Here is a 12,814-nt window from a genome sequence, read left to right on the forward strand (position 1 = left end):
AACGAGTCGCCGTGGTGGCGGCCCGAGATCCCGGCCGTCGCACGGCCCGATGGACGACGTCGTCCACGAGGAGCACCCACTTGCGCCCCATCTCCTTCCGCTCCCGAGGGCCGCGCCGTGCGCTGTCCTCGGCGATCATCGCGGCGACCGCGCTCGGCCTGGTCGGCATCGCTGCGATCCCGGCCGCCGCGGATCCGGCAGCCGACCGCACCGTCGTCTCCGGGCAGGCCCGGTTCGAGGTGCTCTCCCCCACCCTCATCCGCACCGAGTACGCCGGCGACTCGACGTTCACCGACGGCAGCACCTTCAACGTCATCGGCCGCGACGACTTCGCGCCGACGCCGTTCACGAAGACCGAACGCGACGGCTGGCTGACGCTCGACACCGGCGCGATGACGGTCCGGTACAAGGAGGGCTCCGGCGCGTTCACGCAGGACACGCTGCAGACGACACTGACCCTGCCGTCCGGGCAGCGGGTCACCGGCACGCCGTGGGTGTCGACGCCGACCCCGTCGTGCGCGATCGGCACGTTGTGCGAGGCCGAGACGCTCGGCCTCACCGGCCTGTCCCTCGCCACCGACCACACCGGCTTCACCGGGGCTGGCTTCGCCGCGGGCTTCGAGTCGGTCGGCAACGCGATGACCTTCACGACGACGGCCCCGCGCGCCGGTTCGTACGACCTCGCCCTGCGGTACGCGAACTCGCAGGGCGGTGACGGCCAGGTCGCCACCCGCACCCTGAGCGTGACCGTCGACGGCGGCGCCCCGACGACCATCAGCCTGGCACCGGGGCAGAACTGGGACGACTGGAAGACCACCGCCGCCACGACGCTCGACCTGCCCGCCGGCGAGCACCGCGTCCGCGTCGAGCGCACCGCGAGCGACTCCGGCCGCGTGAACGTCGACAGCCTGGCCCTCGTGCCGGCCGGCGACGCCTACCCGGTACCGTCGACCACGGTCAGCGGCGAGGACTGCGCCTTCGGCACGGTCTGCCAGGCCGAGGACTCGGCACGCACCGCCCCGGCGACCACGGCCACGAACCACAACGGCGCCGCCGGGTCCGGCTTCGTCGCCGGGTTCGAGCGCGCCGGCGCACAGCTGACGACCCACGTCACCGACGTGCCCGCCGCCGGCGACTACGCGCTGCAGGTCCGCTACGCGAACGGCTCCGCCGGCACGCCCACGCTCACCGCGGCACCGGCCGGCCAGCAGGCCACCACCGCCGAGCTCCCCCGCACCAGCGGCTGGGACTACTGGAACACCGTCACCGTGCCGGTGCACCTGGCCGCCGGGGCGAACGACGTCGTGATCGGCTGCCCGACCGTGGCGAACAACTGCAACGTCAACTTCGACACGGTCGCCGTGGTCGACACCGGGTCGCCCGTGCTCGCCGCGCACGCCCCGCTCGGCGGCTACCGCCGCGACCTCGACACCGCGAACGGTGCCGTGAAGACGAACCCCGGCCTGCTCTACCAGGACGGCTGGTCGCTCCTCGACGACAGCGCCTCGGCCCTGTACGACCAGAGCACCGACACCGTCACGCCCGCCGGCGACCACGGCGGCGAGCCCTACCAGGACGGCTACGTGTTCGGGTACGGCACCGACCACCGCCACGCGCTGCAGGAGCTCGCCGTCCTGACCGGCCCGACCAAGCTGCTGCCCCGTTGGGCGTACGGCGTCTGGTACTCCGAGTACTACGACCGCTCGCAGGCCGACTACCTCGCCATCGCGAAGCGGTTCGCCGACGAGGACGTGCCCGTCGACGTCATGGCCATCGACACCGACTACAAGATCGGCAGCCCCACCAACGAGGGCGACAGCAAGTGGGACGGCTGGTCGGTCGACCCGGCCCGCATCCCGGACATGACGGGCCTGCTCGCCGACTGGCACGCCGAGGGCATCCACAACACCCTCAACATCCACCCGTCGATCTCGAGCCAGGACCCGAAGTTCGCCGAGGCGCAGGCCACCGCGAAGGGCAAGCTGACGAAGGGCGACGGCGACCGGTACCTGTTCGACTGGTCCGACCCCGACCAGCTCGAAGCGTACTTCGACCTGCACGGCTCGATGCAGCCGGAAGGCGTCGACATGTGGTGGCTCGACTGGTGCTGCAGCGAGAACTCGAAGTACTCGGCGAACGGCGTCACCCCCGACGCGTTCATCAACCAGCAGTACGCCAAGTACACCGACGAGCAACTCGGCGGCCGTGGTCTGGCGTTCTCGCGGGCGTACGGCTCGCTGACCGCGGGCGGCTACGGCAACCCGCAGGCGGTGCCGACCGGACCGTGGGCGGACAAGCGCACGACCGTGCACTTCACCGGCGACACCACGTCGTCGTGGGACATGCTGCTCGCCGAGGTCGGCTACACCCCCGGTGAGTCCGCGGCGACCGGTCTGGCATCGGTGAGCCACGACATCGGCGGCCACAACGGTGCGCAGTACGGCATCGAGGGCGCCGAGGAGGGCACGACCCAGCTGCCCGAGGACCTCTACGCCCGTTGGGTGCAGCTCGGTGCCTTCCAGCCGATCGACCGCCTGCACAGCAACCACAGCGACCGGCTGCCCTGGCAGTACCCGGCCGCGGCGGAGGCCTCGGCGAAGCAGTTCCTGAACCTGCGCGAGGCCCTGGTCCCGCTGACCTACACCCTCGCCGCCCAGGCGACCGAGACCGGCACCCCGATCCTGCAGCCGCTCTACCTGCAGTACCCCGACGCGCAGGAGTCCTACGCGCAGGCCGGTTCCGAGTACCTGTACGGCCCGGACGTGCTCGTTGCCCCCGTCACCACCCCGAACGACGAGACCGGCACGGCCACCCGCTCCGTCTGGTTCCCAGCAGGCAGCTCGTGGACCGACTGGTTCACCGGCACGACCTACGCAGGCGGCACCACCGCCGACGTCACGACCGGCCTGGACGCGATGCCCGTGTTCGTGAAGAGCGGTGGGATCGTCCCCACCCGCTCGGAGCAGGTGCGGAACGACGCCGCACCGCTCGACGCCGTCACGCTGACGGTGGCGACCGGCGCGGACGGCACCTTCGACCTGCACGAGGACAGCGGGACGGCGGTGACGAAGGCGACCGCGAAGGCCGCCACCGGCAGCGCCTCCACCGCCGTCCGCTACACGCAGCAGGCGACCGGCGGCGAGCTCGACATCGCGCCCGCCGACGGGACCTTCGCCGGCCAGGTGCAGGACCGCTCGTGGACGGCGACGTTCACGAACGCCGACCGACCCCGCACCGTCACCATCGACGGCCGCGTGGTCGCGGAGGATGCCTGGAGCTACGACGCCGACACGCGCACCATCAGCGTGCCGGTCGACGAGCGGTCCGTGACCGAGCGCACGGTCGTGCGCTTCAGCAGCGAGGCGGCGGCGACCCCGGTGCTCCGCGTCGAGTCCCCGACGGTCCGCGCCGGGGCCACGCAGACCGTCACCGGCAGCGGCTTCCCGGCCGACGCCGACGTGGCCCTGTCCACCGCACCGCGGATCGGGACGGCCACCGCCCACACCGACGCGGCCGGTGCGTTCTCGGCCGACCTGCGGGTCCCGACGACGGCCTCCGGTCGCGTCACCGTCACCGCCTCGGTCGGCGGGGACGCCCTCGCCAGGACGGCCTTCACCGTCACGGCCGCCGCTGCCACGCCCGCACCGACCGCGTCGCCGACGCTCGGCACACCGGGTGCCACCGCGCCGGGCGGCACGCCGACCGCTGGCGCCGGCGGCGGCACTGCGGCACCCGGCGACGGCGGCACCGCGGCCGGCAGCGACCCGGGCGGTGCGCTCGCCTGGACGGGAGCGGACCTGCTTCCGATCGGGCTGCTCGCAGCCGCGCTGCTCGCCGCCGGCGGGGTGGTCCTGACGCTGCGGAACCGGCGACGCCGAGCGCGTGGCTGAGTCCGTCTGATCCCGCCCCCTGGGCGCGACCGAGGGCGGACGGGAGGCCCGGCGCCAGCTGGCACCGGGCCTCCCGTCCGTCGGTCACGTGCGTCGGACGCACGCGCTGGGGTACTCCCAGGTCAGTACCGGTCTGGGGTTCCTATCGTGTGAGATCGATCTCACCGACGGTGCGAGTTCGAAGCGCTTTGTTGATGTCCCGGACGAACTACCGCTCATCGGCCGGCGGCGAAGTGCTCCTGGACGGCGGTCGGGGTCAAGGCGTCGTCGTAGACGGCCACGTTGTCGAGGTTGCCCCGGAAGTGGAACGTCGTGTGGTTGCCCGGCCACCCGTTGAGGTTGTCGAAGCCGATCCGCCACCACCCGGTGCTGACCTCGGCCCGGGCGTTGGTGTTCGTCGCGACCTGCCTGCCGTCGACGTAGAGCCGCATGCCCGAGGCGTCCATGGTCGCGGTGGCGAGGTGCCACGCGCCGTCGTTCAGGCCCGCTGCGGAGCTGATCGCGATGTTGGTACCGTTGTAGGCGCCGAAGTACACCGCGCCCTCGTCGGAGAGGTAGAGCTGGCGGTCGTACCTGGTGGACTGGTCCGTCTGCACGTTGCCGAAGCCGAGGAGCATCCCGCCCGTCGTGGTGGTGGTCCGGAACCACGTCTCGATTGCGAACACCTGCGGCGCATCGACCGCCACGTCCGTGACGACCTGCCCCCGGACACCGCCGGTCAGCAGGGACGGGCTGTCACCTGGTCGGCACGAGCCCGGGGCGAGCGAGACACCCGGGGTGAGGGTGCTGTGGTGTCCGTTCCCGGACCCGTCCGCCGCGATCGTCCCGGGTGCGTCATTGAACCGGTAGGTCAGGTACGTGTGTGCGAACGGGGCACGCTGGAGGCACGCGAAGGTGCCGGTGGCGAACCGGTCCCCCGTGTTCGCAGCGGTCGCCGAGAAGGCGGCATGTGCGGCACCGTTCGCGACGACGACGCCGGCGACGACCGCCAGCACGCCTATCAGGACCACGCTCCGGATCCGCTCCGCACGTGCGGACCGTCGCCGTCGCCGTCCGTGCCGGACCGCACGGATCACATCGGGGCCGGTGGGGCCGCTCAGCCGGGACGACAGCACGAGCGCGCCCACGAGTCCGAGCGCTGTCACGGCGAGCCTGCCGACGTCGTGCTCACGGACCCACAGTGCGGGGAGACCGACCAGCGGGACCCGGAGCACGCCGATACCGCGAACGGCCTCCGATTTGACCGTCCGGACGTCGGGCGTGGGGTTGGCGTCACCGCGGAGCTGCAGGGCACCCGACGGCGTCCGCGCGACGAGTCGGTGCAGCAGCAGCGTTCCCCGACGGTTGGGATCCTCGACCAGGAGCACCTGCCCGACCGCGAGGTCCCGATCGTGGACCGGCATCGCCATCACGACGTCACCGGGGCGGATCTGCGGCGCCATCGAACCGGAGACCACCGTCGTGGGGATCCACGCCCACGCCGCGGGCAACGCTGCCCACAGCAGGAGGCTCGCCGTGACCAGGAGGATCGTGCGGCTGAGCAGCGCCGCGACGAACACCGCCCAGGTTGCGGCAGAGGCGTCCTCGGGCGGCGACGCCACCGCAACCGGGCGCCGTTCGCGTCGTCCGTCCGGACGCAGGGCGACGTCGACCACGACCGGACTCAGGAACTCTGTGCTTCCCAGGTGAAACCGATGCGCGCGGTCCCGTTCTGGGCGGAGTTCGGGGTCGCCGCGTCGAGCGCGACCGTCACCTGGTAGGTGCGCGACTCGGAGGAGGCGCCGGTGGTGCGCCACGTGCCGACGCCGTTCGAGAACTTCGTGGCGGTCGTGCCGAAGTCGGCGAGGGTGCCGGACCAGACTGAGGCCCCGGACGACAGCGGGGTGAAGCCGCTGCAGTTGCCGAAGGTCCCGCCGGTGCCCTGCGTGACGGAGACGTTCAGTGAACTCGACAGCGCGTTGGTGGTCATAGGGCCCGTGCCGTACAGCCGAACCGTCGAGGGGAGGGACCCGGTCGACGTGACGACGATGCACGAGGTCTGGGTGTCGCCGGGCTTCAGCCCGGTGGCCGCGAAGAGCGCGGTGTCCGAGTCATCGTCGCTCAGTGCGACGGACCCGGCCGACCAGCTGTCCGGACCGTTGCTCGTGGTGGCGGAGAAGGCGGCGTAGGACGCCTGGGCGATGATGAGGCCGGACGCGAGGACCGCCGTTGGGACGACGGCGAGGGCGACGGCGCGGCGTGCTCGCTGGGTGAGCTGCATGGTCTTCCTTTGAGAGTGTCGACACACGGAGATCGCGGACGCGATAATGTGTCATGTTTTGAGGAACAGTACCTGCGAGTGATCGCAGGCGAAGCCCCCAGTGCGGGGCGCACGTTGACGGCACGCAGCAGCAACGACGCACGGTGTGCGGTGGGGCCGGTGCTGCCGGCCCCACCGCACGCGCGCACTCAGACGCGGCCGAGCAGCGCCTCGTTGAGGACGGTGCCGCCGAGCATCCAGCCGCCGTCGGCGACCTCGTCGAGGATGACGAGCGTCGTCGGGCGGGCTCGCTCGCCGTAGACGTCGACGATGGCGTCGGTGACGGCGTCCTGCAGCTTCTTCTTCGACTCGGCGGTCAGGGTGTCAGCGGGGACCTTGATGTTGGCGAAGGGCATGGTGTTCCTCTCGGTGGGGTGTCCCGGACGGTCCGGGGGGTCAGAGTGCGGCGTTCGAGGACAGGAGGTCCTCGATGCCGACGCGGTGGTAGAACTCGGTCCGGATGCGGTCCGCGACCGCCGAGACGACCTCGCTGCCGTCGCGCGAGGGATCGACGTGGGTGCGGTACGGGCGGCCGCCGTCCGGCAGGCCGACCACGCGCACGATCTCGTCGGCGACGTCCTGCACGTCGGCATCGGCAGGCACGATCGCGGCGAGGCGGTCGGTCAGCTCGCGCCGGAGCGCCCCGTACTCCGTGTCGTGTTCGTCGATGCGGGCGGTGTCCGTCGGGACGGCGGCGTTCGTGAAGTGGTTCGTGCCCGAGGTGAAGGCGCCGGGGACCACGATCGTGGTGTCGATGCCGAAGCGGATCAGTTCCGCCGCGTAGCTCTCGGCCAGGGCGTCCATGCCGGCCTTCGCCGCGAAGTACGGGGCGAGGAACGGCGGGTGGCCGCCGCGGGTGGACGAGCTGCCGACCCAGACGACGAGTCCGGACCGGCGCGCACGCAGGTGTGGCAGGACGGCACGTGCGACGCGCTGGGCGCCGACGACGTTGACGTCGTACAGGGCGGCGAACTGTTCCGGCGTGAACGCCTCGGCCGGGCCGTAGGCCATGTGGCCGGCGTTCTGCACCAGCACGTCGATGCGCCCGTGCTCGCGGATCACGGCACCGGCCGCCTCGTCGACGGACTGCTCCGACTGCACGTCGAGCTCGACCGCGCCGAGCTGCAGGCCCTCGCGCACGGCGAGGTCGTCGAGCGCGGCGCGGGCGGGCGCGTTCCGGCCGTCGACCGCTCGCATCCCGGCGACGACGATGTGCCCCGCCCGCGCGAGCGACTCCGCCGTCAGCCGGCCGAAGCCGCTCGACGCGCCCGTGACGAGGACGACCCGCGGCGTCGGCATCAGACCATCCCGCCGTTGGCGCGGATGGTCTGGCCGTTGACCCAGTGCCCGTCGGGCCCGGCGAGGAACGCGACGACACCGGCGATGTCCTCCGGCGTGCCGAGCCGTTCGAGGGGCGGGACCTTCGCCAGGGTGTCGATCTGCTCCTGCGTCTTGCCGTCGAGGAACAACTCGGTCGCCGTCGGCCCCGGGGCCACCACGTTCGCGGTGACGTCCCGGCCGCGGAGTTCCTTCGCGAGGATCATCGTCATGCCCTCGACCGCGCTCTTGCTCGCGACGTAGGCGCCGTAGGTCGGGAACTGCGTGCCGACGACCGACGTCGACATCCCGACGAACGCCCCGCCGGCCCGGAGACGACGGGCGGCCTGCTGCGCGACGACGAAGGTGCCGCGGATGTTCGTCCGGTGCAGTGCGTCGAGGACGTCGAGGTCCTGGTCGGCGATCGTCGACAGCGCCAGGCGGCCGGCGGAGTGCACGACGACGTCGACGCCGCCGTGTTCGGCCTCGACCCGGTCGAACATCGCGGCGACGGCGTGCTCGTCCGCGACGTCGGCCTGCACGGCGACGGCACGGCCGCCCGTCCGCTCGATCTCGGCGACGGTGGCCTCGGCGGCGGCCGTCCCGCTGGCGTGGTTGACGACGACCGTGAAGCCGTTCGCGGCGAGCCGCGTCGAGACGGCGCGGCCGATGCCGCGAGAGCCGCCGGTGACCACGGCGACGCGGCGAGGAGTGGTGCTCATCGTCTGTCCTTTCAGTGATACGCGTCGAGCATTTCGACGCTACGGCAAAACGTAGCACGGTTACGATCAACGGTACAATCTGCGCTACGATCGGTGCATGGCCCGATCTGACGAAGCGCTCCGCAGCGCCCTGCTCCGCGCAGCGGAGGACCAGCTGGTCACGGCCCCCGACGGGGACGTCGCCACCCGAGCGGTCTGCGAAGCGGCCGGCGTGACCCAGCCCGTGCTCTACCGGATCTTCGGCGACAAGCGCGGGCTCCTCGACGCCCTCGCCGAGACGGGCCTGCAGCGGTACACCGCACGGAAGGCCGAGCTCGAGGTGTCCGACGACCCGGCAGCGGACCTGCGCCGTGGATGGGACGACCACCTCGCGTTCGCTCGGGAGCACGCCGCCCTCTACCGGCTGATGTTCGCTCCGCGGCCGTGGGCGAGCAGTTCCGCGCGGGACGGCCTGACCGCTCTGCTCGAACGGACGCTGACCCGGTGCGCGGCCGCGGGCCTGCTCCGCGTCGACGTCCCCGTCGCAGCGACCATGCTGCTCGCCGCCAACGTCGGACTCGCACTCCACCAGATGACCACGACGGCTCCGGACGGTGCCGACGACGACGCGCTCCGGGACGCGGTCCTCGACGCCGTCCTCGTCGAGGCGTCCGCCGGCGACCAGGACGACGTCGACGCGGCTGCTCGTCGGCAGCTCCGCGCCCGGCTCGACGACGACGGGTCGAGCGCGTTGCTCCCCGAGGAGACCGCACTCATGCGGATCTGGCTCGACCGACTCGACCACGAAGGCACCCTGTGATCTCCACGTTCCTCGTCGAGCACGCACCCCTGGTCCGTCCTGCGTTCTGGGTGGCGGTCGTCATCGCGGCCGTGCTGGCCTGGGCACTCCACCGGCTGCGGCTCCGCGGCGTGCTGCTGGGCTTGTCGGGGCTGTCGCTCGTCGCGGTGCTCGCACTCACCCTGCTGCCCGACGGGGCCCGGACGGGTGGCGTCACGTGCGCCGTGCAGTTCTCCGTGCCGTTCCAGGGCCTCGACACCCTCGCGAACGTCGCGCTGCTGCTGCCGCTCGCGCTCTTCCTCGGGGCGGCGACGGACCGTCCGCTCACCGTCCTCGCCGGCACGGTCGCGCTGTCCGCCGTCATCGAGGTCGTGCAGGCCCTCGCACCGGCACTCGGTCGACGCTGCGACACGAACGACTGGTTCATGAACACGATCGGCGCACTCCTGGGTGCCGTCGTCGCCCTCGTCGTCTGCCGGATCGACCGACGCCGGAGGGCCGCAGCCGTCTCGGGATGAGCGACGGGCGCGGCGCTCGACACGTCGCTGCCACCAGGCAACACAGAAGCCCACCGAGGTCCTCGGTGGGCTTCTGCGTTGCGACCGGTGTCGGACGATGTCCGAGCCGGTGTTTCGGTCGGGCTGACAGGATTTGAACCTGCGACCCCTTGACCCCCAGTCAAGTGCGCTACCAAGCTGCGCCACAGCCCGTGAGCCCCGAGGGGCTCAGGATCCCGGAGGATCCTCGCCCGCGTCCGACCGGAGCGCGAGCGACCGGTCCAGCATAGCGGACGTCAGGCCGCCTCCGTGCCACGGCGGGTCGGCTGCACCACCTCGCGCCGGGCCGCGAGCCACGGCAGCCCGAGCCCGAGGAGCAGCCCGCCGGCGCCGTCCGCCGCCAGGTCGCCGATCGTGTCGTCGTAGCCGACGAAGATCGCCGAGTCGACGAAGTTGTGGCCGAGCCACTCCCCCATCTCCCACGCCGCGCCGATGGCCAGGCCCGCGGCGAGCGCGAGGACCGCGACGACGACCCGGCGCTCGGCGTGCGGCGCCGGGACCGCCCGCAGGTCCGAGCCGATGACGTACAGCACCGCCGCGAGCAGCCCGGTCAGGACGACGTGCATGAACTTGTCCCACAGGAAGACGGTCGTGTACCACTCGAGCACGCTCGACCACCCGGCGAGGAGCACGAGCGCGCAGACGGCGATGTCGAACGCCGGCCGCAGTCCGAGCATCCGCGGCACGACGACCCCGAGCAGCGACAGGGCCATCACCGGCAGCGCGGTCCCGCCCCACCCGATGCTCGCCACGACGAGGCTGACGAGCGTCAGGGCACGCACCACGTCGGCCGCCAGGAACCGCGGCCGCAGGAACGTCGGCCCGAGCGAGCGGATCACGACGCCCACCGCACGACCGCGTGCACGGCCGCGTGGTCGGAGGGCCAGACGTCGCCCGGCCGCCGGTCGGAGACGGCGACCCGCTCGACCTCCGCCTCGTCGGTCACGAGCACGCCGTCGATGCGCCGGTCGCCGACACGGGGGCTCCGGTAGTGCGGGTACGTCCCGTACGCCTCGCCGACCTGACGGGAGGCCCGGTTCCAGCTGTCGACGACACCGGCGTCCGCCAGTGCTCGCCACGGTGCGGACCCTGCCGGGCTGTTCCAGTCGGCCATGACGACCGCGGGCAGCCCGCGCTGCCGGACGATGCGGCCGAGCAGTCCGGCGGACCGGAGCCGGGCCCACGGCGAGGCGACGTCGAGGTGCGTCGCGATCGCCAGGAACCGCACGCCGGTCGCCCGGTCGTCGACGACGGCGCCGACGGCGTGCCGCGGGAACGACGTGGCCCACGAGCGGGACCCGGGTCGCGCGGGGGTGCGGGAGAGCGCCCACGTGCGCTGTTCGACGACGTCGAGGCGGGAGCGGTCGAGGAACAGCCCGACCTGCTCGCCACCGCCGCTGCGTCCGCGGCCGACCAGCACGGGTTCCCAACCGGACCCGAGGGCGGCGGTGAGGTCGGCGGCCTGGGTGGGCAGGGCCTCCTGGACGGCGAGGACGGTGGGCGCTTCGGAGGCGACGAGCGCGATCACGGCGTCGCGGCGTCGCTCCCAGGCGTCCGGGTGGGATGGTGGCCGCGGCACGCGGCGGCGCACGTTGAGCGTCATGCAGTGCACCTCGGGCGACCGGACCGGTCCGATGAGCGGGCGGTCGTCGGGGTGGTGGGGCATACCTCCCTTCTACGAGACGACACCCGTCGGATTCCCAGGGACCTCTCCGCCTGGCTCGTAGGGTGGCCCGATGCGTTCCCGACCTGCTGCCCGAGTCCTCGTCGCGACCGTCGCCTGCGGGCTGCTGATCGGCGCCGCCGGGTGCACGTCGAGCGAGCCGGAGCCGACCCGCGCGACCCTGTCGAGCGCGTCCGCGGACACCGTCACCGTGGCGGCCGGGTCCGATGCGGCCGAGCGGTCGCTCCGGGCGAGTCGCGCCCTGTTCCGGAGCGCGCCGGGGGCCGTCGTCGCACCGGCCGGCGACGCCGACGCGGTGGCGGCAGCGAGCGGGGTGGCCGAGCGCTCCCACGTGCCGGTGCTCCTCGCGGGCGAGGGCGGCGGGAAGGCCGTCGCCCGGGAACTCGACCGGCTCGGCGCCGGGTGGTACCAGGCCGAGGGCGACGTGTCGGTCGACACCGACGCGACGGAGCAGGACGCGCCGGACGGGGGCGACGCACCGGAGGCGGGGCGTGCCTCCCGGCCGACCACGGTCGTGGTGGCGGACGCGAGCGCCGACGCCGCGGTCGTGGCGACCGCGAAGGCCGCCGGTGCACACGTCGTGCGCATGCCCGACGGGGTGACCGATCCCGCGGCGGCGCCCGACGTCGTGACGGCCCTGCACGACGGCGCGGGCGGGCCGACGCTGCTCGTCGGGTCGGCGTTCGCCGCGCTGCCCGACCCCGAGTGGACCGTCCGGGCGGCCGAGAGCGGGTTCCAGCTGCGGAACGGCGGCCAGCGGCCGTTCGACGGACACCGCTACGTCGCGCTCTACGGGGCGCCGGGTGCGCCGGCGCTCGGCGTGCTCGGCGAGCAGGGGCCGGAGGCGACCGTCCGGCGTGCCGAGGCCGTCGCGAAGCCGTACCGGGCGAAGTCCGACGAACTCGTGACGCCGGCGATGGAGGTCATCGCGACCGTCGCCGCGGGCGACGCCGGGGCGGACGGCGACTACTCGACGGAGCTGCCGGTGTCGACGCTCGAGCCCTACGTCGATGCGGCACACGACGCGGACATGCCGGTGATCATCGACCTGCAGCCCGGGCGCTCGGACTTCCTGTCGCAGGCGAAGAAGTACGAGTCGCTGCTGAAGAAACCCGGCGTCTGGCTGGCGCTCGACCCGGAGTGGCGGCTGACGAAGGACCAGGTGCCCCTGAAGCAGATCGGCAGCGTGTCGGCGTCCGAGGTGAACGAGGTCTCCTCGTGGCTGGCTGCGCTCGTGCGCAAGGAAGGTCTGCCGCCGAAGGCCCTGGTGCTGCACCAGTTCCGGCTGTCGATGATCCAGGACCGCGATGCGCTCGAGACCCACCCGGAGCTCGACATGCTCGTGCACGTCGACGGGCAGGGCTCGCAGCCGGACAAGCAGGCGACGTGGAAGGCCCTGCACGCCGGCGCGCCGAAGGGCTTGCACTGGGGCTGGAAGAACTTCTACGACGAGGACACGCCCATGCTGACCCCGTCGCAGACCATGTCCGAGGTGACCCCGACACCGTCGCTGATCACCTACCAGTGAGGCGCCCGGGCGGGGTTTCGTCGGTCGCTGCTGACAGCA

General features: G+C 72.7%; 11 protein-coding genes and 1 tRNA gene. 4 read left to right on the forward strand and 8 right to left on the reverse strand.

The window, feature by feature from the left end; all coding sequences use genetic code 11:
- Window positions 1–80: 80 nt before the first annotated feature.
- Window positions 81–3,890, forward strand: a complete 3,810-nt coding sequence (locus tag BIU97_RS01925) for a TIM-barrel domain-containing protein (RefSeq protein ID WP_071296930.1) — start codon at window positions 81–83, stop codon at window positions 3,888–3,890.
- A gap of 215 nt (window positions 3,891–4,105) precedes the next feature.
- On the opposite strand, the gene BIU97_RS01930 is transcribed toward BIU97_RS01925, so the two are convergent.
- The 5 genes from BIU97_RS01930 to BIU97_RS01950 all read right to left on the reverse strand — a co-directional run bounded on the left by BIU97_RS01930 (window position 4,106) and on the right by BIU97_RS01950 (window position 8,228).
- Window positions 4,106–5,545: a LamG-like jellyroll fold domain-containing protein gene (locus tag BIU97_RS01930; RefSeq protein WP_139195859.1), complete on the reverse strand. Its 1,440-nt coding sequence runs from the start codon at window positions 5,543–5,545 to the stop codon at window positions 4,106–4,108.
- 8 nt (window positions 5,546–5,553) lie between these two features.
- Window positions 5,554–6,150, reverse strand: a complete 597-nt coding sequence (locus tag BIU97_RS17480) for a hypothetical protein (protein WP_071253528.1) — start codon at window positions 6,148–6,150, stop codon at window positions 5,554–5,556.
- A 188-nt stretch (window positions 6,151–6,338) separates the two neighbouring features.
- Entirely contained in the window at window positions 6,339–6,545 is a 207-nt protein-coding gene (locus tag BIU97_RS01940) for a tautomerase family protein (RefSeq protein WP_071253526.1), read from the reverse strand.
- 40 nt (window positions 6,546–6,585) lie between these two features.
- A complete protein-coding gene (locus BIU97_RS01945) occupies window positions 6,586–7,488 on the reverse strand; it encodes an SDR family oxidoreductase (protein WP_071296932.1) in 903 nt (300 codons plus the stop codon).
- On the reverse strand, window positions 7,488–8,228 hold the full coding sequence (locus tag BIU97_RS01950) for an SDR family oxidoreductase (protein ID WP_071296933.1): 741 nt from the start codon (window positions 8,226–8,228) through the stop codon (window positions 7,488–7,490). Before BIU97_RS01950 ends, BIU97_RS01945 begins: the two co-directional genes overlap by 1 nt.
- Before the next feature lie 97 nt (window positions 8,229–8,325).
- Here BIU97_RS01950 and BIU97_RS01955 point away from each other — a divergent pair, with 97 nt between their 5' ends.
- Window positions 8,326–9,027 carry a TetR/AcrR family transcriptional regulator gene (locus tag BIU97_RS01955; RefSeq protein ID WP_071296934.1) on the forward strand — a complete coding sequence of 234 codons (702 nt, stop codon included), beginning with the start codon at window positions 8,326–8,328 and terminating at the stop codon, window positions 9,025–9,027.
- Window positions 9,024–9,524 carry a VanZ family protein gene (locus tag BIU97_RS01960; RefSeq protein ID WP_071296935.1) on the forward strand — a complete coding sequence of 167 codons (501 nt, stop codon included), beginning with the start codon at window positions 9,024–9,026 and terminating at the stop codon, window positions 9,522–9,524. The genes BIU97_RS01955 and BIU97_RS01960 overlap by 4 nt, the downstream gene beginning before the upstream one ends.
- A 118-nt stretch (window positions 9,525–9,642) precedes the next feature.
- Here BIU97_RS01960 and BIU97_RS01965 read toward each other — a convergent pair.
- The 3 genes from BIU97_RS01965 to BIU97_RS01975 form a co-directional block, all read right to left on the reverse strand.
- Window positions 9,643–9,716: transfer RNA gene (locus BIU97_RS01965), tRNA-Pro, on the reverse strand.
- Window positions 9,717–9,799: 83 nt separating this feature from the next.
- Window positions 9,800–10,402 (reverse strand): hypothetical protein, encoded by a 603-nt coding sequence (locus BIU97_RS01970; RefSeq protein WP_071253569.1) that lies wholly within the window; start codon window positions 10,400–10,402, stop codon window positions 9,800–9,802.
- Window positions 10,399–11,229, reverse strand: a complete 831-nt coding sequence (locus tag BIU97_RS01975) for an endonuclease/exonuclease/phosphatase family protein (protein WP_071296936.1) — start codon at window positions 11,227–11,229, stop codon at window positions 10,399–10,401. The genes BIU97_RS01970 and BIU97_RS01975 overlap by 4 nt, the downstream gene beginning before the upstream one ends.
- 70 nt (window positions 11,230–11,299) lie before the next feature.
- Between BIU97_RS01975 and BIU97_RS01980 the strand changes: the two genes are divergently transcribed.
- The gene (locus BIU97_RS01980) at window positions 11,300–12,775 is read left to right on the forward strand and encodes a hypothetical protein (RefSeq protein WP_071296937.1); all 1,476 of its coding nucleotides are present in this window, start codon (window positions 11,300–11,302) and stop codon (window positions 12,773–12,775) included.
- Window positions 12,776–12,814: the final 39 nt, after the last annotated feature.

This window comes from Curtobacterium sp. MCBA15_009, from assembly GCF_001864895.1.
In the GTDB taxonomy this organism is placed as follows: domain Bacteria; phylum Actinomycetota; class Actinomycetes; order Actinomycetales; family Microbacteriaceae; genus Curtobacterium.

Coding starts and splice junctions, on each gene's coding strand:
- BIU97_RS17480 (WP_071253528.1), bottom strand. CDS start 6,150: ATGCAGCTCACCCAGCGAGCACGCCGCGCCGTCGCCCTCGCCGTCGTC.
- BIU97_RS01940 (WP_071253526.1), bottom strand. CDS start 6,545: ATGCCCTTCGCCAACATCAAGGTCCCCGCTGACACCCTGACCGCCGAG.
- BIU97_RS01945 (WP_071296932.1), bottom strand. CDS start 7,488: ATGCCGACGCCGCGGGTCGTCCTCGTCACGGGCGCGTCGAGCGGCTTC.
- BIU97_RS01950 (WP_071296933.1), bottom strand. CDS start 8,228: ATGAGCACCACTCCTCGCCGCGTCGCCGTGGTCACCGGCGGCTCTCGC.
- BIU97_RS01955 (WP_071296934.1), top strand. CDS start 8,326: ATGGCCCGATCTGACGAAGCGCTCCGCAGCGCCCTGCTCCGCGCAGCG.
- BIU97_RS01975 (WP_071296936.1), bottom strand. CDS start 11,229: ATGCCCCACCACCCCGACGACCGCCCGCTCATCGGACCGGTCCGGTCG.
- BIU97_RS01980 (WP_071296937.1), top strand. CDS start 11,300: ATGCGTTCCCGACCTGCTGCCCGAGTCCTCGTCGCGACCGTCGCCTGC.